The organism is Yersinia entomophaga, from assembly GCF_001656035.1.
Lineage (GTDB): Bacteria > Pseudomonadota > Gammaproteobacteria > Enterobacterales > Enterobacteriaceae > Yersinia > Yersinia entomophaga.
This window is the reverse complement of record NZ_CP010029.1, coordinates 3,922,457-3,944,911: the sequence shown is the minus strand read 5'-3', so window position 1 is coordinate 3,944,911 and position 22,455 is coordinate 3,922,457. Positions and strand designations below refer to the sequence as shown.

Below are 22,455 nucleotides of genomic sequence, written 5' to 3'. Positions count from 1 at the left end.
ATTATTGGCCCAAAGTCAGCGTTTTGAGCATCATGGATTTAGTGGTATTCAGCACTTCCACGTTGGCCTGATAGCTTCGGGAAGCGGAAATGGTGTTCACCATCTCACCCACCACATCCACGTTCGGCATACGCACATAGCCTTTGGCATCCGCCAGTGGATTACCCGGCTGATACACCAAACGATCCGGAGCCGTGTCTTCTACGATCTGTGCGACACGAACGCCGCCGGTTTCCTGAGCGCCTTGATTGGCAACCTGAAACACTACCTGCTTTGCGCGATAAGGCTGGCCATCCGGCCCGGTTACGCTGTCGGCGTTGGCCATGTTACTGGCGCTCACGTTCATCCGCTGGGATTGCGCAGACAACGCAGAACCGGCGATATCAAATATATTCAGTAAAGACATACGCCTTATCCTTGTTGTAACACTGACATCATCCCTTTGATCTGGCTGCCAAGAATGGTCAGATCGGTTTGATATTTCAGACTATTATCGGCGAAATTGGTACGTTCACGGTCCATATCTACCGTGTTGCCGTCCATCGAGGGTTGGTCTGGAACCCGGAATAGCAGATCCAGATCCGGCGGCTGAATATTTTGAGCCGGAATATGACGGGCTGCGGTCAAACTGAGTGACATCCCGCTGCCGTTAACACGCCCTTGCTCCATCACTTTTTGCAGTTGGCTGGAGAAATCGATATCGCGAGCCTGAAAGCCCGGCGTATCGGCGTTGGCAATATTGGCAGACAAAATTTCCTGCCGCTGAGCGCGAAGATTTAGCGCCTCTTGTTGAAAGCGCAGAGCACCGTCCAGTTTGTCGAGCATAGCCCCCCCGCGAGGTTAGAATTTGGAGTCGACAGCATAAACGGCGTTAGGGAAAGCCTATCGTTTGAATAAGGGCAAAATGCGTCGCTATTTATCCCCTTAACCCTTTTCAGCTACAGGTACACTAGTGGGGAAGCAGTCAATCTATCGGGCCATTAAATCGGCCTCAAGACGTAGGGGATTCCATGAAAGCAGGCGGTGTCATCGGGTTAGGCTTGGCGTGGCTGTGTGTAGGAACAGCGCAGGCAACGGATCTGGCCGAACAGATTGACCAGTTCTTTCACAGCCAATTCCCCTCGGATACCCGGCAGGTTGAAGTGAAAATAAAAACGCCACAGGCTCAATGGCCGCAGTGTGAAAATCCCGAAATCTCGCTACCGGCCAACGCGCGCCCATGGGGTAACGTCAGTTTGTCGGTGCGCTGTGGTCAGCAACGGCGTTTTATGCAGACGCAGGTGCAGGTCACGGGGAAATATCTGGTGGCCAGCCGCCAGATCACTGCCGGTGAGAAGCTGGCAGAAAAAGACATGGCTTATAAGGAAGGACGGTTGGACACCTTGCCGCAAGGCGCGTTAAACGAGGCACGTTTTGCTAAGGGTACGATCAGTTTACGCCATATTAATGCCGGACAACCGCTGACCAAGGCCATGCTCAGGCGCTCATGGGTGATCAAGGCCGGTCAGGCGGTTCAGGTTGTCGCGCAGGGAGAAGGCTTTAATATCAATAGCGAAGGCAAGGCGATGAACAACGCCGCCCTTCAGGATAACGTTCGGGTGCGTATGGCGTCGGGTCAAATCGTCAGTGGCACCTTGGGTGACGATGGCGTTATTCGCATTATGTTATAGTGATTAAAGTTTTTATCATCGTTGCCGATAACCATTAACAAGCAGTTATTCGCGGGTGAATTAGCGTAAATCCCGCCACCAGTTTGCGGGTCACTAATCTAAATCCCGCCATGAAGGGAGTAACACCATGAGCATCGATCGCACACAGCCACTGGTGCCGGTCAGCCCGGTACAACCGCGCGAAACCAGCGAGGCAGCGCAGCAAATGCGTAAGTCTACCCAGGCTAAAGCGCAAGTTAGCGGCACGCAGGTTAAACTCAGCGACGCGCAAGCCAAGCTGATGCAACCGGGCAGCCAGGATATTAATGTAGAACGTGTAGAAAGTTTGAAACAGGCTATTCGCTCCGGCCAACTGACCATGGACACCGGTAAAATTGCCGATGCCCTGTTAAAAGACGCTGCGGATTATCTTAAAAATAGTTAATTGTGTAAGGATAAGTGGCGGTGGAAAGATTACAGACCAATCTGGATCAACAGCTGGAATGTTTAGATACCCTGTCCGTGGTTATTGCTGAAGAGCAGCGATTACTGTGCGACGGGCGAATTCACGGCGTGGTTCTGCAAGGGATAACCGAGCAAAAAAGTTCGTTATTAGCGACTCTGGATTATCTGGATCAAAACCGTCTGGCGGCAGAAACAGCGGCCAAAATCAAAGCCCCTTATCAGCAAGTTCCTGCGCTGACAGAGCGCTGGGAGCGAATCCTGAAAAAAGCCGAAAAGATGCGTTATACCAATTTGCACAACGGTTTTTTGCTGAATCAGCACATCGCGCACAATGATGAGGCGCTGGCGGTATTGAATACGCGCCACGGTCAGTCTCTGTATGGCCCCGATGGTCAGTCCCGCGGCGCTAGCCTGCTGGGGCGTAAAATCGGCGTTTAAACTTCAACCTGCGGTTGATTTTTGAGCTGATTATCTGACGGTGGTGGCGTTCGTCACGCATCACCGTTAAAGGTGAATTTTTTCCTTTCTAATTTCCTCTGGTTTTTCACGTTATTATTCTTCATAAAATTAATATTTTTCTTGTACTGTGTTCCTTCCGGGTCGTTACATCTACCGCAAGGTAACTTACCCATCTGACTCTCACTCATCTATTGATTGTTATTGCTGAAGGTTTCAGATAACGCTTCTGGTCAACATCACAAGCCTGATGAAAATTGGGTGCCGGATCAAATTTCGGTTGACGGAACGCCGCGATTCGCGCCTGTTCAAGCGCGGCGCCCATGCTTCGCGTCCTGCCTGCATTCTTCATTCGACAACTCAAATGCGCTCTGAAAGGTCAAGCTCAAGGTCAAAAGCCATATCAACGGCGAAAGACAAATTATGACTCATAAGAAAAATGGTTTTAATTTTAACAAGGCGCAATCGGGAAGTAGGCCAAGCCGGGATAAGAACCAGAGTGAACAGCCGGCAGTTGTTTAAAGCGCTTTGAGCCGTAGGGTCAGGATGCGCCCGCTGCTGAATCTAGCGCTGGCTCACCGGACGAAGAGTGCACGAGGGAGGAAACAGTGAGCTACCGGGCTTTCGAAACCAGATCCGAACTTAATCTTCGTCTGACTTAGATGGGAAAACACAATAAGAAAGCGAGGGAAAAGCCGAACGACGAGGCTTTAAAAATCGGCTCCAGTTTTATATTTATCTTTTATTACTCTAAGGTGAATCTGATAGAAAAGGGTAAATATCCTCAATTTAGAGCCACTGAAAAGCGGCTCAATTGAAAGATATTGGCAATCTGAATCTGTTTACCTTAAAAAGGGAATTCTATTGATAATTCACTATCACCTGGTTACTCATCACCTGTAACGGCGGATTCACTCGCCCCTGCCCTTGAATCAGATAGACAAAAGTCAACGGACTGGTTGCAGACTCACCCGCCAGACCCCGGCTGGAACCGCTACCGCCGTTCAAATCAATACAACGAGAGGGGGAACAAAGCTTCATTTGCAGACCATTGGGAGCGGCGGAAAGCAACTGTATCCGCCAGCTAACCGACACAATGCGATGCTCCGCGGTGACATAAGGCGTGGTCGGACGCAATACCGGCGATGAAGTCGGCACGCCACGTAAATTCTGCGTCACACCAATATCATCGGCAACCCAACTGCCGGAAGCACTGTAAGCGCCCCACGACACTGACGCTAACGCGGCTAAAACCAAAGCATGAAACTTCATTAGGCGGCTCCAATGGTGGATGTCATGCGAATTTGACGATTGTCGCCAATCTCCAGATTGGACAGCACCACCATTTGCGGCAGACTGCGACGCAGGAAGCGAGCCAGCAACGCACGCAACGCGTGGTTAACCAGCAATACCGGCGGTGCGCCCAACATTTCCTGACGCTGCAATGCCTGTTTCGACTGATCCAGCAAACGATCCGCCAGACCCGGTTCCAAACCGCCACCACCTTGCAAGGCTTGCAACAACAAACGCTCCAACGCCGCATCCAGACCGATAACCTGAATTTCTCCGGTACCAGGGAACCACTGCTGTGCAATCGAACGACCCAGCGCCACGCGCACTACCGCCGTCAGCTCGTACGGATCGGTTTGGTTCGGCGCATGTTCCGCCAGCGTTTCAATAATGGTTCGCATATCGCGAATAGACACCCGCTCGGACAACAAATTCTGCAACACTTTGTGGAAAATTGTCAGAGACACCACACCCGGAATGAAATCTTCCGTCAGCTTAGGCATTTCCTGCGACACACGCTCCAGCAACTGCTGCGTTTCCTGACGACCGAATAATTCGCTAGCATATTGACTGATCAAATGGTTTAAGTGAGTCGCCACCACGGTGCTGGCCTCAACCACGGTAAAGCCCTGAATCTGCGCCTGCTCACGCAAAGCACTCTCAATCCAGACCGCAGCCAGCCCAAAGGCTGGATCCTGTGTCGCTTCACCGGGTAATGTTCCCACGGCATTGCCAGGGTTAATAGCCAGCCAGCGCCCCGGATGGGCTTCGCCGCTGCCGATCTCCACCCCTTTCATCAGAATACGGTAGCTGGCAGGTGGCAATTCGAGATTATCCCGAATATGCACCACCGGCGGCAGATAGCCCATTTCCTGCGCAAATTTCTTACGAATACTGCGGATTCGCCCCAATAATTCGCCGTTTTGCTGGAAATCCACCATAGGAATCAGGCGATAACCCACTTCCATGCCCAGCGGATCCTCCAGTTGTACATCTGACCAAGTCGCTTCGGCAGCCTGCTGCTGATCCTGCACCACGGGCTGTTCTGCCACCGCAGGCTGACTGGTCTGTTTGCCCTTTAAACGCCAGGCCAAAGCCAGTAAAGCCGCGGTGAACAACAGGAAGACAAAGTTCGGCATTCCCGGCACCATGCCCAGTAACCCCAGAACGCTGGCGCTCAGCACCATCACGCGCGGGTTATTGAACAGTTGGGTGACCATTTGCTGGCCCACGTCCTGATCGGTACTCACGCGGGTGACGATAACACCGGCAGCAGTAGAGATAACCAAGGCAGGAATCTGCGCAACCAGACCGTCACCGATGGTTAGCAAGGTATAGGTTTCTGCGGCGTGGCCCACGGCCATATCATGCTGCATCACCCCAACCAACAAACCGCCGATCACGTTAATCACCATGATCAGCAAACCGGCTACGGCATCACCGCGAACGAACTTACTGGCACCGTCCATTGAACCGTAGAAATCGGCTTCCTGGGTAACTTCAGAACGTCGTTTTTTTGCTTCCTCTTCGCCAATCAAACCGGCGTTAAGATCGGCATCGATAGCCATCTGCTTACCGGGCATTCCGTCCAGTACAAAGCGCGCGCCTACTTCGGCAATACGTCCTGCACCCTTGGTGATAACCATAAAGTTAATCACCACCAGAATGATAAACACGACGATACCGATGGCAAAGTTACCGCCCACCAGGAAGTGGCCGAAAGCTTCTACCACCCGCCCCGCCGCCGCCGCACCGGTATGACCATCCATCAAGATGATTCGGGTCGAGGCAACGTTAAGGGATAAGCGTAATAAGGTAGAAAACAGCAGGATAGTTGGGAAAGCGGCAAACTCCAGCGTGCGCTGAGTAAACATCGCAACCAGCAATACCATGATGGACAACGCAATATTGAAGGTAAACAGCAGGTCCAGAATGAACGGCGGCAATGGCAAAACCATCATCGACAAAATCATCAAAATCAGAATTGGACCGGCAAGTATCTGCCACTGCGTGTCTTTAAAATTGCCCGGTAAACGAAGCAGGGCGGCCAAGTTAGCCATTAGTCTCACTCTCTCCAGCAAAATCCAGTGCATCCGGCACCGGTAGATTTTCAGGTTTTTTAGGAATCAGCCCACCTTCCAGCTTCCAGCGTTTAAGCTGATAAACCCAGGCAAGAACCTCTGCCACCGCCGCGTACAGGGTGGCCGGGATATGCTGACCGATCTCACTATGACGATACAGAGCACGAGCCAGCGGCGGCGCCTCTAACATCGGGATGCGGTGTTCAGCACCTAACTCACGAATTCGTAACGCTATTTCTCCTGCACCTTTGGCTAACACTCTCGGCGCACTCATCTTGTTCTCGTTATACTGCAAGGCCACCGCATAGTGCGTCGGGTTGGTAACAATCACATCCGCCTGCGGTACATCGGCCATCATGCGGCGACGGGCCATTGCGCGCTGCTGCTGGCGAATACGTCCTTTAACGTGCGGATCCCCTTCCTGATCCTTGAATTCGTCGCGTATTTCCTGCTTGGTCATGCGGAGCTTTTTGATATGACTCATAATTTGATAAAACACATCAAAACTCACCATAGGCGTTAAGCCCAACACCACGATAAAACCGCAGAACAAAATCAAACGCAGGGCATCACCCAGTGCGGCAAGGGGCGGAGCCGCTATCAGCCGCAGCATGTCAGGCCAGTAGTGCCACAAAAACATGCCGGTGACCCAACCGACTAACGTGGCTTTAAGAATCGCTTTCAGCAGTTCGGCCAGCACTTGCGAAGAAAACATGCGCTTCAAGCCGGAAAGCGGATTCATACGTTTTAAATCGAACTTAAAGGATTCGGCGCTAAATGAGATGCCGCCCAATAACATCGGAACCGACAGCGCGACCAATACCAATCCAATAAATACCGGTAACAGCGCCGTCACGGTTTGCATCAGCAGCATGCCAATCTGTCGCAGCATATGCTTTTCATCACCAATCACGCTGTGGTCAAACTGTAATCCCTGCGCGATCATCGCCGCCAGTTGCCGCCCGATGGATTCGCCAAAAACCCACAGGATCGACAAACCGGCCCCGAGCATCAGCATCGAGGTCAGTTCGCGCGAGCGAGGAATCTGGCCTTTTTCGCGAGCCTTCTCCAGCTTATGGGCTGTGGGTTCCTCGCTCTTTTCCAGATCGCTATCTTCAGCCACAGTCAGTGTCCCTGTTCAGCTTGGGCGTTCCTGTTAAGAATAAAAAATTAAAGGAAAAATAATTGCCGCTAGCATGACAAAATTTTTCTGGGGTGATGGACGGAACAAAGCAGCAATTAGGCGGTTATTTCTCTGATAAGGCGATGGGCTTCGCCTCGCTCCACGCATAATTTTTAAGCCACAGGGAGATATCGCCAGTTGAAAATTCAACGCTGCATTCGGTTTTATCATTTTATTTTTAGCAAAAATAACGCTTAGGCTAGCTAATGATAATGAATATCCCGTCATAAACGCCTGATAGTCATTAGCGAGGCGTTTATGTAAAAGACAGGTTCCAGGTGATATAAATAAATAGAAGTTGGGAGTGATTAATTATATCAAAACCATTAACCAAGAATAACTAACATTCACTGTTAGCATAATAAACCGATGACCAATTCAATCAAAAAGGATTTGAAATGAAAAGATTTGACGTTACTTATGACATTAAAGATAACCATAGAAAAATTTTACCTTTGGTTAAATCCGGCGATTTACTTATTGTAAGAATGAAAGCTGGAAAAGAATTTTCCGATACAATGGATAAAATCATTAAAGACGAACCCTTACATTACAATTTATTGTTTAATATCAGTAATGTAAACGTCTATGTGGTTAGGGTTGAAGGGGAAGAAAACGTTATCAATGAATTGAGAGAAAAACTTTCCACCGATCGGGATGTCAGATTTGCCGGTTTCGGTTTTAGGAATGAACAAACTGCTGAGCCGATCGTTTATACAGAAAATATCTTTATCAAATTCAAAAATGACATAAAAAAAACCCAATGTGAATATATCATTAATAAATACAATCTTATTATAAAAAATGAAATTTCATTCCTTAAAAACGCCTATTTTATTTCAGCCATAGAAGATACCGGCGATGATATATTTACTCTCGCGGAGGACATACTGAATTGTGAAGAAGTGGAATATTGTCATCCTGAATTAATTCACCAAAAAATGCCTAAAGCGATTCACCCCAATCAATGGCATTTGAAGAAAACTACCGTGAGAACAGAAACGGATGTCGACGCCAGCGCTAACGTTGAAGCCGCCCACGAAATAACACGCGGCGCGGGTATCACCATTGCCATTATTGATGATGGCTTTGATATTCAGCACCCTGAATTTATGCGGCCGGGTAAAGTCGTCCATCCCCATAACTATGAAATGGGTTATGAGAATGAAAATCCCTTGCCGGATAAAAGTAACCGACACGGAACCGCCTGCGCCGGCGTGGCCTGCGCCGATGGTTTGTATGGCGCATCCGGCGTAGCACCGGAGGCAAATCTGATGCCTATTCGTCTGGTCGATGGCTTAGGCTCCATGGGGGAAGCTCTCGCTTTCGTGTGGGCTGCGGATAAAGGCGCGGATATCATTTCTTGCAGTTGGGGGCCCGCCGACGGTATTTGGTTTGATCCTGATGATGAATATCACGATAGAGAAACCGAATTACCGGCGCTTACGCGTCTAGCCATAGACTATGCGGTAGAAAAAGGGCGTAACGGGAAAGGGTGCGCGGTTTTCTTTGCCGCAGGCAACGGTAATGAATCGGTCGATAATAACGGTTACGCCAGTAATGACAAAGTCATAGCCGTTGGTGCCTGTAATGACCGCAGCACCCGCTGCGCCTACAGTGACTTCGGCAAAGCGCTGTGGTGTACCTTCCCCAGCGGGGATTTCGCCCATCCTGAGAAATTCCACCCCGCCCCACTCACCTCCGGCATCTGGACCACCGATGTACGTAATCAGGACGGGTATAATACCGGTATGACGCTAACCGGCGATCTCTTTGGTAATTACACCAACAAGTTCGGCGGCACCTCCAGTTCCTGCCCCGGCGCCGCTGGCGTGGCCGCCCTGATTCTGTCCGTCAATCCATCGCTCACCTACCTTGAGGTCAGAGATATCATCCGCGACTCCTGCGATAAGATTGATCGGAAAAATGGCAAATATGATAAAAATGGGCACAGCAAATGGTATGGCTACGGGCGAGTCAATGCGGAAAAGGCAGTGTTGTTAGCCAAATGCAGGCAGGAAGAAGTGAGGGACGTACTATAAATCTGTGACAACGAGTGAAGCGCCATTTTTCAGTTGGATAACCAGTCAAAATGATGGCCAAGCAGTAAATTGCAGATGAGGGAAATGTCCTCATCTGCATTTAAACGTTCACCGTCAGCTTAGAAACCTAGGCTATCCAGTAAATCATCAACCTGATCCTGGTTTGCAATTACCCCTGCACCGTTTTTATCCAGCTGAGGGCCATTAAGTAAACTATTGACTGGCTGAGGTTTTGCCGTTTGTTCCGGAATATTTTCCATCAGCACCATTAATAACTGTTTCTCAATTTCCTGCACCACATCCATCATGCGCTTGATCACCTGACCGGTAAGATCCTGGAAATCCTGCGCCATCATAATCTCCAACAGCTGCGCGTTGGTGAAAGAAGTGTGTTCTGGTACCAAATCCAGATATTCGCGAGTATCAGTGACCAGTGAACGTGCATCAGACAATTCGATCGGATTGGCAAACCATTCATCCCAGCGAACTTTAAGCGCTTTAGCCGATGACTCCAGCTCGTTTTGGCGTGGTTGAGCCGCCTCAACACAGTTCAGCGCACGTTCCGCCGCCTGTGCCGTCATGTGAACCACGTAGTCGAGACGATCGCGTGCATCTGGAATCGCTTCCGCCGCCTGAGCTATCGCCTGATCAAGCCCCAGCTCACGCAGGCTGTCACGTAGCATACGTGTCAGATTACCAATCCGGCTGATTATATCACTGGCTGATGCCGCATCAGTTGCGGGCATTGGATGGTTATTCATCTCGACTCCTTACATGCCCAATTTTTCAAAGATCTTATTGAGTTTTTCTTCCAAGGTCGCTGCAGTAAAAGGCTTCACTACATAACCGCTGGCACCCGCTTGCGCAGCCGCGATAATATTTTCTTTTTTGGCTTCTGCGGTCACCATTAGCACCGGTAAAGCTGCGAGCGCGCCGTCCGCGCGAATGGTTTGCAACAATTGCAGGCCATCCATGTTTGGCATGTTCCAGTCAGAAACCACAAAATCAAAACCGCCTGCGCGTAATTTGTTCAATGCGTCGACGCCGTCTTCAGCTTCGTCCACATTGTTAAAGCCCAGCTCTTTTAGCAGGTTTCTGACAATACGACGCATGGTCGAAAAATCGTCTACCACTAAGAATCTGAGATTTTTGTCCGCCATACTTACTCCTAAGGTTTGTTGCTCACCGCTGAGCTATTGAAAACAAAAGCCGATTTACACCGGAATATTAAAATCTGAAGCCGATCCCTAGATACGTAAGGCTTGACCACTGCTTATCTGCGCCAACATACGCTGGCTTACCTGGTTCAGATCCAGTACTTCATTGACGCCACCCATGCCGATGGCTTCACGTGGCATACCAAACACCACGCAACTGGCTTCGTTCTGGGCAATGGTATATGCGCCAGCCCGATGCATTTCCAGCAAACCGGCGGCACCGTCATTGCCCATACCGGTTAAAATCACGCCGACGGCGTTACGCCCCGCGCACTGGGCAACGGAACGAAACAGTACGTCAACCGACGGGCGATGGCGATTCACCGCCGGGCCATCGTGAATACGTACCTGATAGTTCGCGCCGCTGCGGGTCAGTTCCAGATGGCGATCCCCCGGTGCGATGTAAGCATGTCCCGGTAACACACGTTCGCCGTCCTCCGCTTCCTTTACCGTAATTTGACAAAGCTTGTTCAAACGTTCGGCAAAAGAACGGGTAAATCCCGGTGGCATATGCTGAGTAATCAGCAACGCCGGACTGGTCGGCGGCAAAGGCTGCAATACGGTACGAATCGCCTCGGTTCCTCCGGTGGATGCGCCAATGGCAATCAGTTTTTCACTACTCAGCAGCGGAGCATGACTCAGCATGACCGGCGCATTATCCGTAATGCGTCGTGGCAAACGGGCTTTCGCCGCGGTGCGGATTTTTTCTGCAATCAGCTCGCTATAAGCCAGCATGCCTTCGCGGATACCCAATTGAGGTTTAGTGACGAAATCAATCGCCCCAAGCTCCAGCGCTCGCATAGTAATTTCGGAATTCTTACCAGTTAATGACGAAACCATCACTACCGGCATAGGTCGCAGTCGCATCAGTTTTTCAAGAAAATCCAGGCCATCCATGCGCGGCATTTCAACGTCAAGTGTCAGTACTTGCGGATTAAATTTCTTGATCAAATCACGGGCAACCAGCGGATCTGGCGCCGTAGCGACCATTTCCATATCCGGGTGACTATTAATAATCTCGGTCATTAACTGGCGCATTAATGCTGAATCATCAACGCACAATACTCTGATTTTACTCATCACCTCTCCTTGGTCAGTCCATAAACGGTCTGCCCGCGCAAATAGAATTCCCGACTGATTTGACTGAAATTCTCCGAGTGGCCAGCAAACATCAGGCCGCCGGGTTTTAGCAAAGGAACAAAGCGGCGCAAGATGCGTTCCTGCGTCTCTTTATCAAAATAAATCATAACATTACGACAGAATATCGCGTCGAACTGTCCCGGCAGCGCCCATTCTGGCGCTAACAGATTAAGCTGCTGAAAAGTCAGCATATTAGACAGTTCCGGTCGTACCCGAACCAAGCCTTGATGAGGGCCGGTTCCGCGTAAAAAATAGCGCTGCATCTGTTGAGCAGAAAGCGAGCGCAATTCATCCTGTCGATAAACGCCACTGGTGGCCTTTTCCAATACCTGAGTATCAATATCACTGGCCAAAACCTGACAGCTACCGGCACGATGCCCTAAGGTATCGCTCAACGTCATCGCGATAGAATAAGGTTCTTCTCCCGTCGAGGCCGCGGTACTCCAGACCGAATAATTCCCTGGTCGCTGGCGAGCATGTTCAGCCAAAATCGGAAAATGATGGGCTTCGCGGAAAAAAGCCGTCAGGTTAGTGGTTAAAGCATTAACAAACGCTTGCCATTCTGCGCTATTCGGATCGGTTTCCAGCAACGCCAGGTATTGACCAAAATCATTAATATTCAGCAACCGCAGGCGTCTCACCAGGCGGTTGTAAACCATTTCCCGCTTATGATCGGCCAGTACGATACCTGCCCGCTGATAAATCAGCTGGCAGATACGTCGGAAATGCACATCCGACAGCGGTAACCGTTGTACCATCTGGTTTAATATCGACCCAGAATCTGGGGGGGTTGACTTAGGAGATGGTTTCATCCGGCCTCACCCTTAAAAAATGACATGCTACGCCGTTTAACAATCTGAGATTTCCTTAACAACAGGTTGCTTATCTGCACCTGTAGCCTCCTGCCAATCCCCATCGTAGCCATCTTGCGCCAAACGGAAGACTGACACCGCATGGGAGAGATAACCTGCTTGCTCTTCCAATGCGTTGGCTGCAGAAGCTGCCTCTTCCACTAATGCGGCGTTTTGCTGTGTTACCTGATCCATTTGGGTGACCGCCAGCGAAACCTGCTCGATCCCGCGGCTTTGCTCATCCGAAGCCGAGGCAATTTCCCCCATAATGTCGGTAACTCTTGTTACAGAGCGGACAATTTCTTCCATGGTGGTGCCTGAGTTTTCTACCAAAGTAGAGCCCTGACGCACGCGACCAACGGATTCGTCGATCAGTCCTTTAATTTCTTTTGCGGCCTGCGCACTGCGCTGAGCCAGATTCCGCACTTCACCGGCGACAACGGCAAACCCGCGACCTTGTTCACCGGCACGAGCCGCTTCTACCGCAGCGTTCAGCGCCAGAATATTGGTCTGGAAAGCAATGCCGTCGATTACGCTGGTAATTGCACCGATTTTATGAGAACTCGCAGCGATTTCGTGCATAGTGCTAACCACGTCGCTGGCCAGAGCGCCACCTTTAGCGGCGGTTGCCGAAGCATCCTTGGCTAATAGCGTTGCCTGACGGGCGTTATCCGCATTCTGTTTTACCGTTGCGGTTAATTGCTCCATGCTGGCCGCGGTTTCTTCCAGCGAAGCCGCCTGCTGTTCCGTACGGGCGGAAAGATCGTTATTACCTGCGGAAATCTCCTGAATACCGGTCAACATTGATTCGGTGCCGTCTCGGACTTTACTCACAGTGCTAATCAGCGACTGCTGCATAATGCGCAAACTGCCGAATAATTGACTGATTTCATTACGCCCGGTAACCGAAATATTGCCCGCTAAATCGCCTTGAGCAATCCGGTCAAAATGCTCACGCATAATCGCCAGCGGCGTCACAAACATGGTACGCAGCCAGATCAGGCAAGAAATCGCCATAGAAATCACCAGCACAATTGCACCAGCAAAAATCCATTTGGAAAGCAAATAAGCCTGCCCATTTTCATGGCCAGATTCGGCAATAATTTCAGAGGTATGCTGTAGGTATTGCACAAAATCAGCTTCAAACAGATCCTGAGTTTTCTGGGTCGGTTGATCCATAAACTCTTGTAACTTGCCGGCTTCGAGGAACACGATCAATTCCCGCAGCGCCGCGCGTAAATTCTGATAGCTGGCTTGTGTCGCGTCGGTTAATTCAACGGCGCTGGCATCAACACGGGGTACAGCCAGGAATTGGTTAAAGTAGAGATCTGCTTTCTGTAACGAACTGCGGGCATTGCCCATTAATTCGTTGACCTTTTCCTGTGGTACGTTGAGAGCCGCCCGGGTAGCCGCGCGGTTTAAGGTATTACGAGCCTGAAGCAAGGATACCCAACTCAGGCTTAATGCATCCCGTTGCTGGCTACTCAGATCCACTCGGTTGAGATTTTGGTTGTCTGCACGAAAAGCAGTAAACGACAGACCACTTGATATCAACTGTATAGAGCAAATCATCATCAGTAACAGGAAAAAGCTGGTAGAAATCCGGATTCGGCCAAACATCGTAACCTCTTCTCAGCCGGCTCTAAGGCCGGCTTTTAATATTATATTTTGTAGGGTCTAGAAAGTTTCCCAATTCTCTTGCAGGTCACTTCCCAGTGTTTTTTTAGCAGTACCGGTCTGTTCCACTACCGGCTGCTTGGTTCTTCTCACATCTTTATTACTATTACCGTTATCCACCCGCAGGATGAAAACAGACATCGATTGGGTCAGCAGGCTGGCCTGCTCTTCCAAAGCCGCAGCGGCGGAAGCAGATTCTTCAACCAACGAGGCGTTTTGTTGCGTTACGCGGTCCATTTCTGTCACCGCCTGACCAACCTGATCAATACCGCGACTTTGTTCATCAGAGGCGGAAGCGATTTCGCCCATGATGTCAGTGACGCGGGTCACTGCATTCACAATGTCACCCATGGTTTCCCCGGCGCTTTCTACCAGCACGGAGCCCATGTCTACCCGGTTAACCGAGTCTTCGATCAGACCTTTAATTTCTTTTGCCGCCTGTGCACTACGCTGCGCCAGGTTACGAACTTCACCCGCTACCACCGCGAAGCCTCGACCTTGCTCACCGGCGCGCGCGGCTTCTACCGCGGCGTTCAACGCCAGAATGTTGGTCTGGAAAGCAATACCATCAATTACGCTGGTAATATCGGCGATCTTCTGTGAACTACCGGCAATGTCATGCATGGTTTGCACCACGTTAGCCACCACTTTGCCGCCTTTTTGCGCGGTTTCAGAGGCGCTCAGAGCCAATTGGCTTGCCTGACGAGCGTTTTCGGCATTCTGTTTCACTGTTGCGGTCAGCTGTTCCATGCTGGCGGCGGTTTCTTCCAGAGAAGCGGCCTGCTGTTCAGTACGAGCAGACAAATCGTTGTTACCCGCAGCGATTTCAGATGCGCCACTATAAATAGCATCGGCACCCATACGCACGCCGCTCACGGTGTTGATCAGCTCTGACTGCATGTTTTTCAAACTGGCTGCCAACGCGCCCATTTCGTTACGACCCAGCACTTCGATCGGCTGAGTCAGATCACCGCCAGCGATGTGTTTGATGTGTTCAATCAAACGATTTAACGGATTAATCAGAATGTGTTGGATACCGAACCAAACGATCAGCATCACTGCTACTACCGCGATCAGAATCGCAATCAGGATACCCATAGCAACGGTGAATGACTTATTACTGTCTTCTACCGCTGAGGCATACAGGTTGTCGTTTAGCATACGGTAAGCGGTGTAATCTTTTTCAAAGGCGTCCTGGAAACTGGTGGTCGGCTGATCGAAGAACTCTTTGATTTTGCCGGCTTCCATTAACTGGATCAGTTCGGCCAACGCGCCTACGTATGCATCGTAAGTCTGTTTCATGCGTTGGGTACTTTCAGCGCTCTGTCGGCTATCCACTGGAATCTGTTCGAAATCAGCGTAACTTTTTTGCGCTTTAACCAGCGTGTCTTTCGCCAAGGTCAACAACTCAGGCAACGGCGTACCGCTACCGGTACCGTTCGCATCCGCCATATAGCGAATCCCCGCGCGGTTCAGGGTATTTCGGGTTTGAACCAGATTGACCCAGCTATCGCTCAGTGAAGATTGTTGCTGACGAATAACCTGCAAAACGGCAAAGTTTTCTTTATCGTTTTTGAGGGCATTAAAGAAAAGCCCGCCAGAAATAAGCTGTAAGGCACCAAATAACACCAACACCAGCAATAAACTGGTGACTACTTTCATACGCTTGAACATGTTATCCCTTCATAAGTACGTCAAATCAAAAGTACGTCAATTACATGTGTTATCGGCAGCGGCAGGGGGAACTTTACCTGAGGGCACAACTATTATTTTGCGGCACCTGAAGGGAGCTATTGAGCGGCAGACACGGTATTCACCTGTAAAAAAGCGGGGTTTCCCCCGCTGGTATCTACTTAACCTTTCGCAACGCTGTCGATTAACGACATTTCTTCGCTACTCAACAACTTTTCGATATCCACCAAAATCAGCATTCTTTCCCCGAGAGAGCCAAGGCCCGTCAGGTATTCAGTTGCCAGAGTCACGGCAAACTCAGGTGCCGGGCGGATTTGCTCGTTAGTTAATGACAGCACGTCGGACACGCCGTCAACCACGATACCCACCACGCGCTGATCGAAATTCAAGACGATCACCACGGTATTTTCGTTGTAAGACACGTTGTTCTGCGCGAACTTCACGCGCAGATCGATAATCGGCACAATGACGCCGCGCAGGTTGGTGACGCCTTTAATAAACGCCGGGGTGTTTGCAATGCGCGTGACCTGATCGTAACCGCGAATTTCCTGCACTTTCAGAATATCAATGCCGTACTCTTCATCACCCAGCGTAAAAATCAGGAATTCTTGTCCTACCGTTTCGCCAGCCAATTTAGTGACGGTTGCTAGTCCTGCCATGTTTCTACCCTTCAATCAATAGGTTGAATTTATAATCTATTCCACGAAGCCGTTTAGCCCGGCCAGCGCGATTAAACTCAACTAACCGCACGGCGTGAATAGATTGTTATGCTTATATTCAGGACTGCCAACCTTAGTCGGCATCCTGTGTCCATATTCGGACTGGCTACGCGGCATCCTCAACGGATACACGCTTTTCCCGGTTTAACGCCTGTAGAGCAGAAACATCCACGATCAGAGCAACGCTGCCGTCCCCCAGAATGGTTGCGGCAGAAATACCCGGCACTTTGCGATAGTTACTTTCCAGGTTTTTCACTACCACCTGATGCTGACCAATCAACTGATCGACCAACAGCGCATAACGACGGCCTGCACTTTGCAGAATCACCACAATGCCCTGAGTGGCTTCGGTTTTAGCATTAGGAACGTCAAACACCCGGTATAGCTCAACCAAAGGAAGATACTCACCGCGTACCTGTAATACGCGCTCGCCGCCAGCCAACGGATGTAAATCCTCCGCCTGAGGTTGCAGAGATTCCATAACCGCATTCAATGGCAGAATGAACACTTCATCATTCACTTTGACCGACATACCGTCCAGAATCGCCAGCGTTAGCGGCAGCAGGATGCGAATAGACGTGCCCTTCCCTGCCTGGAAACTGACTTGCACATGGCCGCCCATTTCCTGAATATTTCGTTTCACTACGTCCATGCCCACGCCGCGGCCGGAAACATCCGTTACCTGCTCAGCGGTGGAAAAGCCCGGTGCAAAAATCAACATGCCGACGTCTTCATCGCTCATGTGTTCATTCACCGCCATGCCTTGAGACATCGCTTTAGCCAGAATTTTTTGACGATTCAGACCGGCGCCGTCATCGATCACCTCAATACAGATATTGCCGCCCTGATGCTCCGCCGACAGCGTCAGATTGCCGACCGGGGATTTACCTGCTGCAATACGGGTTTCAGGATTTTCAACGCCGTGATCCAGACTGTTACGCACCAAATGCGTTAACGGATCGATAATGCGTTCGATCAGGCTCTTGTCCAGCTCGGTAGAACTGCCCAATAACGTCAGTTCTACTTGCTTATTCAGCTTGCTGGCCAGATCGCGAACTAAACGCGGGAAGCGGCTGAATACATATTCCATCGGCATCATACGAATCGACATTACCGACTCTTGCAGATCCCGAGCGTTACGCTCCAACTGCCCCATGCTGTTAAGCAGATCGCCATGAGCTACCGGATCCAGAGTGCTGGAACGCTGGGCCAACATGGATTGGGTGATCACTAATTCACCCACCAGATTGATCAATTGGTCAACCTTCTCAACCGCTACGCGAATACTGGTTGATTCGCTGGCTTTTGGCCGCGGTTTCGCTGGCTCAGCGCCGGTAGCCGGAGCCGGTTTCACCGCTTCCGCTACCGGTGCAGCGGCTGTAACAGGCGCCGCTTCCACTGCTGGCGCACTTGCCGCAGGTGCATTTGTCGCTGGTATAACAACGTCCGCTACTGCCGGTGCTTCTACAAAACTGATTTGTTCCGGTTCCAAAACGAAGCACAGCACGGCACAAATATCGTCTTCACTCACTGAAGTTATCAGCGTCGCTTCCAGGCTGTTTTCACCCTGATGAGGGTCTTTCACTTCCCCCAGATTGCCCAGTTCTTCCAGCATCAGCGGGATTTCCTGTGGCTTCAGGCCAGACAGGCAAATACGCATTCCTCCCTGAACCAGAGCCGGGGTCGCTGTGGTTTTAGCCTCGTTAGCCGCCGCAGGTGCGTTAGCCGCAGCCGTCGGTTCTAATGCTTCAAGTGCCAGTTGGCGCAATGCCTGACAGATATATTCAAAGCTATCCCGATTGGGTTCTTGGGAGGTTTTATAGGCGTCCAACTGTTCTTGCATGATGTCTTTTGTTTCCAAAAACAGGTTGATGATGTCAGTGCTCAGGCGCATTTCATTGCGTCTGGCACCATCCAACAAGTTTTCCAGCAGATGGGTTGTTTCTTGTAACACGGTAAAGCCGAAGGTTGCGGCCCCGCCCTTGATTGAATGCGCTGCACGAAAAATCGCATTGAGCTGTTCATTATCAGGCGCTAATGGGTCCAGCAATAACAGGTGCTGTTCCATGTCTGCCAGCAGTTCGTCTGCTTCATCAAAGAATGTTTGATAAAACGCGGTAATATCCATGCTCACGTTGTCACCTCTACTGTGCGTCGCGGCTTGTCGGAGAGACAGGTACTTGAGATTCAGGTGCAGCTGGCAACGATGTTGTTGGCCCAGTGGCGACTGAGGTAGCCGTCTCCGTATTCGGTTGTGGTGGCTCTGCTGCCGGCGGCGGAGTGACATCCGCGCCGACCGGCGGTGTCGCTACCGGTGCGTCAGGTGCTGCCACTGAATTCCCCACTACCGGCGACTCAGCAACCGGCGCAGATTGTGTTGTTACCGCAGATACAGCTGGCTCGACGGCCGGTGCGGCCTGCGGTGCAACCGTTGCAGTGGACTCCGTTCCTGCGACAGGTTGTGCACTGGATTCGAGCTGTTTCAAACCTTCAGCTTTCTCAATATCCAGCGCTTTGTTATCCAGATTTTCGTGTTCAATGCTTTGCTGCGTCTGTTTGTTCAACACCAAAATACTGATGCGTCGGTTCACTGGATCGGTGGCTCTCTGCTCCTTTAACCCCATTGTAGACGCCATGCCCACCACCCGCAGCACCTTCCCTTCCGACAACCCGCCGGTCAGCAATTCGCGTCGTGAAGCATTAGCACGATCGGCAGAGAGCTCCCAGTTACTGTAACCTCGTTCACCGTTGGCATAAGGCAAATCATCGGTATGGCCTGACAGACTGATTTTATTCGGAATATCATTCAAAATTGGCGCAATCGCCCGCAGAATATCGCGCATGTACGGCTCAACCTGCGCGCTGCCCATCTGGAACATAGGCCGATTTTGACTATCAATAATTTGAATGCGTAACCCTTCATCCATCATGTTAATCAGTAGGTGTGGACGTAGCGCTTTCAGGCGAGGATCGGACTCAATCAGTTCGTCCAGCTTCTCGCGCAGTTTATTCAACCGATTTTCTTCCTGCCGGGCTTCGGCCGATTTGCTTACTTTCCTCACTTCGCCCTGTTGTTGGGTGGGATCGTCACCACCGCCAGGTATCGGGCTAGTGCTGGAGCTGCTTTTATCACCGCTGGTTAAAGCCACCTTCAACGGCGTACGGAAATATTCTGCAATCTGCGTCAGCTCTTGGGGGCTGGAAATCGACAGTAACCACATCACCAAAAAGAAAGCCATCATCGCTGTCATAAAGTCAGCATAAGCAATCTTCCATGAGCCGCCGTGATGGCCTCCCCCATGTTTGCCTTTACGCCTCTTAACCAGAATAACGGGGTGATTCTGATGCTTCATGCGTCCTCTTCTGTCGCTTGAGGTGCAGGAGCTTTCACTCTACGCACATGTTCTTCTAGCTCGATAAATGACGGGCGCTCGGTGGTGTAAAGGGTTTTGCGGCCAAACTCTACGGCGATTTGCGGCGCATAGCCGTTCAGACTGGAAAGCAGCGTCACCTTGATGCACTGCATCATTTTGGTCGTTTCAGCACTTTGCTGACGCAATAGGGTTGCCAGCGGAGAAACAAAGCCGTAAGCCAATAAAATACCGAGGAAAGTACCAACCATTGCATGAGCAATTAACGCGCCCAGTTCAGCCGCAGGTCTATCCGCAGAAGCCAGGGCATGAACAACCCCCATCACCGCGGCCACAATACCGAAAGCGGGTAATGAATCGCCCGCCATGGCCAAGCTACCGGCGGGGACTTCGCTTTCCTGTTCGAAGGTCTCTATTTCTTCTTCCATCAGCGCTTCAATTTCGAAGGCATTCATATTTCCGCTGACTATTAAACGCAAATAGTCGGTAATAAACTCGACTAATATTTTATCGGCGAGAATACGGGGATAATTAGAGAAAATTTCACTTTGCTGGGGATCTTCAATATCATTTTCGAGTGACAACATCCCCTGCTGACGCGATTTAGCTAATAACCGATACAACAATGCCATTAAATCCATATATAGCACTTTGTTATATTTAGATCTGCGCAATAGCTTCGGCATTGCGCGCAATGTGGCTTTTATCGCTTTACCGTTGTTACCAACAATAAATGCCCCAATACCGGCACCAGCGATAATTAAAAATTCCGACGGCTGATAGAGCGCACCAAGGTGGCCCCCTACCATCATGTAGCCACCGAGTACCGCACCTAGTACCACGATATAACCCAAAATAACTAACACGTGACATCCTTAGCAAAGTGTGTGGGTGGAAGGTGAGGTGTTTTGCGGAGTTTAAGATCCATCGAAAGTCGCTAGTATCAGGCAAACCGAGTATCCATACCGGGCCTGCCTGACAAAAATCTAACAATCAAATCTCACTTAAACTGCGCGTCTAACCTGCTCATCCAGCAGTTGTGTAGTTATATCGGCAGGTTGCGGAGAAAGTTTACGTTTTTTTACTGCGCGGGAAGGAGGCTGGCAAAGACTACAGACAAAACTGTTACGCGGTTGATGGGCGTGGGTGATAAAAGTCCCCCCACAGCAGCTACAGCCAGATAGCTGCAACATACCGCTATCAACGAATCTCACTAAAGTCCAGGCACGGGTCAAAGCCAGTAACGGCGGCTCTTCCACCCGATCCGGGCATTGTTCCAAATAGAGCCGATAAGCTTTAATAACCGCTTCAACGCCGGTGCATTGCCCACTTTTCAGTAAGAAACTGTAGGCATTATAAAACATCGATGAATGAATATTTTGTTCCCACGTCATGAACCAATCCGTCGAGAATGGCAACATTCCCTTCGGCGGCGGACTGCCTCGTAGCTCTTTGTAAAGTTTAATCAGACGGCCACGACTGAGCTGAGTTTCACTTTCTAGCATTTGCAAACGCGCACCTAAGGTAATCAGCTCCATTGCGAGATGAATATCTTTGGCTTCCTGAACAATACTTTTCTCAACCATCGTCATGCTCTTTTTTTAGACGCACTACCGTCTTTCAACGATAACTCATGCAGTAAGTGGCTTGACAATAAAATCCCAGTATGGATTTGCTGCAAATCATCCACGCGAGATTCTTTCGTCAGATGATGAATAGTGTTGTGATCGTTAAAGCGGAAATGGCAAACTAATTGATTGGTTTCCGCCAATTTAACCATTTGAGGCAACGTTAATTGAGATAATGCGTCGGCCATAGTATCCGTGATACCTAAACGAAACATGGCAGATGCTTTCTCATCATTAATTAAACGCTGTGCTAAAAGTAAATATGACAAATTAATATCATAAATATGTTTGAGTAATTCAGACGTACTCATCTTATACATCCCGACAGATTATGTTTTAAAACATAAGTTGGGTGAAGGTGTTTATCACCCATGACCAGGGATCCTTCCCGTTATACCGTTTATTAAAACGTATAGAACTAAAAGTAATTAAAAGACTACTGGTATCACAGAAAAAAACCATTTTGTTACGTAGCCTCATGTCAGACGCTTGGGCTACAGTATTTTTCGACCGTTCTATTATTGCGTCATGTTCATGAAACTTTTCTTACAAATATTAGGAATATTCCTAAAGAGGGCCAACTCTACTCCCGAATCGTCGGCACATACAACGTGAGTAGTGATTTATTTTAAATGTAATGTGACACAAGTCACAAAAATAAAATATAATTTTCTGAAATATGGTGTAGCTAGCTTATTTTTTGATCAATTTGACGGTTAAAAAACAAGCCCAAGTCAGAAACCGTCTTAAAATCCAATCATATAAGCCTAATTCTTAGCTTTTTTAGATCAATTCGAACAAAAACATCACCAAACCAAAATAACGGAGCATAAATCTGCCATGAGGCGGGAATCCCAGAATTAATCGCTATTAAGTAAATTAAATGATCGTCAAAACTATAAATAACTTAAGTAAACTATATTTTTTCCCGAGTAATCGCGACGATTAAAAACCATTAGCAGCCACTTAATAAGTGTTCGAATAATAACCAGCT

Annotated in this window: 22 protein-coding genes; 4 read left to right on the top strand and 18 right to left on the bottom strand. The window is 49.7% G+C overall.

Annotated features, from left to right (window positions below; translation table 11 throughout):
* Window position 1: 1 nt before the first annotated feature.
* Entirely contained in the window at window positions 2-406 is a 405-nt protein-coding gene (gene flgC, locus PL78_RS17650) for a flagellar basal body rod protein FlgC (protein WP_049597503.1), read from the bottom strand.
* A gap of 5 nt (window positions 407-411) precedes the next feature.
* Window positions 412-825, bottom strand: a complete 414-nt coding sequence (flgB, locus tag PL78_RS17645; protein ID WP_049597502.1) for a flagellar basal body rod protein FlgB — start codon at window positions 823-825, stop codon at window positions 412-414.
* Window positions 826-1,010: 185 nt separating this feature from the next.
* On the opposite strand from flgB, the gene flgA reads away from it, so the two are divergent.
* From flgA to PL78_RS17630, 3 genes are all read left to right on the top strand, one after another.
* Window positions 1,011-1,670 (top strand): flagellar basal body P-ring formation chaperone FlgA, encoded by a 660-nt coding sequence (gene flgA / locus PL78_RS17640; protein ID WP_064517629.1) that lies wholly within the window; start codon window positions 1,011-1,013, stop codon window positions 1,668-1,670.
* 127 nt (window positions 1,671-1,797) lie between these two features.
* Window positions 1,798-2,094, top strand: a complete 297-nt coding sequence (gene flgM / locus PL78_RS17635) for a flagellar biosynthesis anti-sigma factor FlgM (protein WP_064517627.1) — start codon at window positions 1,798-1,800, stop codon at window positions 2,092-2,094.
* Between the two features lie 14 nt (window positions 2,095-2,108).
* Window positions 2,109-2,552 (top strand): flagella synthesis protein FlgN, encoded by a 444-nt coding sequence (locus tag PL78_RS17630; RefSeq protein ID WP_064517625.1) that lies wholly within the window; start codon window positions 2,109-2,111, stop codon window positions 2,550-2,552.
* A gap of 879 nt (window positions 2,553-3,431) precedes the next feature.
* On the opposite strand, the gene PL78_RS17625 is transcribed toward PL78_RS17630, so the two are convergent.
* The 4 genes from PL78_RS17625 to PL78_RS20375 are packed head-to-tail and all read right to left on the bottom strand — an operon-like array spanning window position 3,432 to window position 7,352.
* Window positions 3,432-3,842 carry a flagellar protein FlhE gene (locus PL78_RS17625; RefSeq protein WP_064517623.1) on the bottom strand — a complete coding sequence of 137 codons (411 nt, stop codon included), beginning with the start codon at window positions 3,840-3,842 and terminating at the stop codon, window positions 3,432-3,434.
* Window positions 3,842-5,920 (bottom strand): flagellar biosynthesis protein FlhA, encoded by a 2,079-nt coding sequence (gene flhA / locus PL78_RS17620; RefSeq protein WP_064517621.1) that lies wholly within the window; start codon window positions 5,918-5,920, stop codon window positions 3,842-3,844. The genes PL78_RS17625 and flhA overlap by 1 nt, the downstream gene beginning before the upstream one ends.
* Window positions 5,913-7,064 carry a flagellar biosynthesis protein FlhB gene (gene flhB, locus PL78_RS17615; RefSeq protein ID WP_064517619.1) on the bottom strand — a complete coding sequence of 384 codons (1,152 nt, stop codon included), beginning with the start codon at window positions 7,062-7,064 and terminating at the stop codon, window positions 5,913-5,915. Before flhB ends, flhA begins: the two co-directional genes overlap by 8 nt.
* A gap of 33 nt (window positions 7,065-7,097) precedes the next feature.
* Window positions 7,098-7,352 carry a hypothetical protein gene (locus PL78_RS20375; RefSeq protein WP_128821883.1) on the bottom strand — a complete coding sequence of 85 codons (255 nt, stop codon included), beginning with the start codon at window positions 7,350-7,352 and terminating at the stop codon, window positions 7,098-7,100.
* A gap of 170 nt (window positions 7,353-7,522) precedes the next feature.
* Here PL78_RS20375 and PL78_RS17610 point away from each other — a divergent pair, with 170 nt between their 5' ends.
* Window positions 7,523-9,166: a S8 family peptidase gene (locus tag PL78_RS17610; RefSeq protein ID WP_064517616.1), complete on the top strand. Its 1,644-nt coding sequence runs from the start codon at window positions 7,523-7,525 to the stop codon at window positions 9,164-9,166.
* Window positions 9,167-9,285: 119 nt separating this feature from the next.
* Here the strand turns inward: PL78_RS17610 and cheZ are convergent, their stop codons facing one another.
* From cheZ to flhD, 12 genes are all read right to left on the bottom strand, one after another.
* Window positions 9,286-9,927: a protein phosphatase CheZ gene (gene cheZ, locus PL78_RS17605; protein ID WP_049597494.1), complete on the bottom strand. Its 642-nt coding sequence runs from the start codon at window positions 9,925-9,927 to the stop codon at window positions 9,286-9,288.
* A 9-nt stretch (window positions 9,928-9,936) separates the two neighbouring features.
* Window positions 9,937-10,326: a chemotaxis response regulator CheY gene (cheY, locus tag PL78_RS17600; protein ID WP_049597493.1), complete on the bottom strand. Its 390-nt coding sequence runs from the start codon at window positions 10,324-10,326 to the stop codon at window positions 9,937-9,939.
* 87 nt (window positions 10,327-10,413) lie between these two features.
* Window positions 10,414-11,463 (bottom strand): protein-glutamate methylesterase/protein-glutamine glutaminase, encoded by a 1,050-nt coding sequence (locus PL78_RS17595; RefSeq protein WP_049597492.1) that lies wholly within the window; start codon window positions 11,461-11,463, stop codon window positions 10,414-10,416.
* Window positions 11,463-12,335, bottom strand: coding sequence for a protein-glutamate O-methyltransferase CheR (cheR, locus tag PL78_RS17590; RefSeq protein ID WP_064517614.1), 873 nt, complete (start codon window positions 12,333-12,335; stop codon window positions 11,463-11,465). Before cheR ends, PL78_RS17595 begins: the two co-directional genes overlap by 1 nt.
* A gap of 36 nt (window positions 12,336-12,371) precedes the next feature.
* Complete coding sequence (locus PL78_RS17585; protein WP_064517612.1) at window positions 12,372-13,994, bottom strand: methyl-accepting chemotaxis protein; 1,623 nt, start codon at window positions 13,992-13,994, stop codon at window positions 12,372-12,374.
* Between the two features lie 57 nt (window positions 13,995-14,051).
* Window positions 14,052-15,725: a methyl-accepting chemotaxis protein gene (locus PL78_RS17580; protein ID WP_064517610.1), complete on the bottom strand. Its 1,674-nt coding sequence runs from the start codon at window positions 15,723-15,725 to the stop codon at window positions 14,052-14,054.
* Window positions 15,726-15,904: 179 nt separating this feature from the next.
* A complete protein-coding gene (cheW, locus tag PL78_RS17575) occupies window positions 15,905-16,402 on the bottom strand; it encodes a chemotaxis protein CheW (protein ID WP_049597488.1) in 498 nt (165 codons plus the stop codon).
* A 166-nt stretch (window positions 16,403-16,568) separates the two neighbouring features.
* Complete coding sequence (gene cheA / locus PL78_RS17570) at window positions 16,569-18,590, bottom strand: chemotaxis protein CheA (protein WP_064517607.1); 2,022 nt, start codon at window positions 18,588-18,590, stop codon at window positions 16,569-16,571.
* Window positions 18,591-18,606: 16 nt separating this feature from the next.
* Window positions 18,607-19,815 (bottom strand): flagellar motor protein MotB, encoded by a 1,209-nt coding sequence (gene motB, locus PL78_RS17565; RefSeq protein ID WP_064517605.1) that lies wholly within the window; start codon window positions 19,813-19,815, stop codon window positions 18,607-18,609.
* Window positions 19,812-20,699 (bottom strand): flagellar motor stator protein MotA, encoded by an 888-nt coding sequence (motA, locus tag PL78_RS17560; RefSeq protein WP_064517603.1) that lies wholly within the window; start codon window positions 20,697-20,699, stop codon window positions 19,812-19,814. The genes motB and motA overlap by 4 nt, the downstream gene beginning before the upstream one ends.
* 138 nt (window positions 20,700-20,837) lie before the next feature.
* The gene (gene flhC / locus PL78_RS17555) at window positions 20,838-21,419 is read right to left on the bottom strand and encodes a flagellar transcriptional regulator FlhC (RefSeq protein ID WP_049597484.1); all 582 of its coding nucleotides are present in this window, start codon (window positions 21,417-21,419) and stop codon (window positions 20,838-20,840) included.
* A 2-nt stretch (window positions 21,420-21,421) separates the two neighbouring features.
* On the bottom strand, window positions 21,422-21,772 hold the full coding sequence (gene flhD, locus PL78_RS17550; protein WP_038242066.1) for a flagellar transcriptional regulator FlhD: 351 nt from the start codon (window positions 21,770-21,772) through the stop codon (window positions 21,422-21,424).
* Window positions 21,773-22,455 lie beyond the last annotated feature (683 nt).

Excerpts from the sequence above, each read along its gene's own strand:
- cheW (WP_049597488.1), bottom strand. The coding sequence starts at position 16,402 with ATGGCAGGACTAGCAACCGTCACTAAATTGGCTGGCGAAACGGTAGGA.
- flgB (WP_049597502.1), bottom strand. The coding sequence starts at position 825 with ATGCTCGACAAACTGGACGGTGCTCTGCGCTTTCAACAAGAGGCGCTA.
- flhA (WP_064517621.1), bottom strand. The coding sequence starts at position 5,920 with ATGGCTAACTTGGCCGCCCTGCTTCGTTTACCGGGCAATTTTAAAGAC.
- PL78_RS17625 (WP_064517623.1), bottom strand. The coding sequence starts at position 3,842 with ATGAAGTTTCATGCTTTGGTTTTAGCCGCGTTAGCGTCAGTGTCGTGG.
- motB (WP_064517605.1), bottom strand. The coding sequence starts at position 19,815 with ATGAAGCATCAGAATCACCCCGTTATTCTGGTTAAGAGGCGTAAAGGC.
- PL78_RS20375 (WP_128821883.1), bottom strand. The coding sequence starts at position 7,352 with ATGACGGGATATTCATTATCATTAGCTAGCCTAAGCGTTATTTTTGCT.
- flgC (WP_049597503.1), bottom strand. The coding sequence starts at position 406 with ATGTCTTTACTGAATATATTTGATATCGCCGGTTCTGCGTTGTCTGCG.
- flgA (WP_064517629.1), top strand. The coding sequence starts at position 1,011 with ATGAAAGCAGGCGGTGTCATCGGGTTAGGCTTGGCGTGGCTGTGTGTA.
- cheA (WP_064517607.1), bottom strand. The coding sequence starts at position 18,590 with ATGGATATTACCGCGTTTTATCAAACATTCTTTGATGAAGCAGACGAA.
- cheR (WP_064517614.1), bottom strand. The coding sequence starts at position 12,335 with ATGAAACCATCTCCTAAGTCAACCCCCCCAGATTCTGGGTCGATATTA.
- flhC (WP_049597484.1), bottom strand. The coding sequence starts at position 21,419 with ATGGTTGAGAAAAGTATTGTTCAGGAAGCCAAAGATATTCATCTCGCA.
- PL78_RS17585 (WP_064517612.1), bottom strand. The coding sequence starts at position 13,994 with ATGTTTGGCCGAATCCGGATTTCTACCAGCTTTTTCCTGTTACTGATG.
- cheY (WP_049597493.1), bottom strand. The coding sequence starts at position 10,326 with ATGGCGGACAAAAATCTCAGATTCTTAGTGGTAGACGATTTTTCGACC.
- flhD (WP_038242066.1), bottom strand. The coding sequence starts at position 21,772 with ATGAGTACGTCTGAATTACTCAAACATATTTATGATATTAATTTGTCA.
- flgM (WP_064517627.1), top strand. The coding sequence starts at position 1,798 with ATGAGCATCGATCGCACACAGCCACTGGTGCCGGTCAGCCCGGTACAA.
- cheZ (WP_049597494.1), bottom strand. The coding sequence starts at position 9,927 with ATGAATAACCATCCAATGCCCGCAACTGATGCGGCATCAGCCAGTGAT.
- PL78_RS17595 (WP_049597492.1), bottom strand. The coding sequence starts at position 11,463 with ATGAGTAAAATCAGAGTATTGTGCGTTGATGATTCAGCATTAATGCGC.
- PL78_RS17580 (WP_064517610.1), bottom strand. The coding sequence starts at position 15,725 with ATGTTCAAGCGTATGAAAGTAGTCACCAGTTTATTGCTGGTGTTGGTG.
- PL78_RS17610 (WP_064517616.1), top strand. The coding sequence starts at position 7,523 with ATGAAAAGATTTGACGTTACTTATGACATTAAAGATAACCATAGAAAA.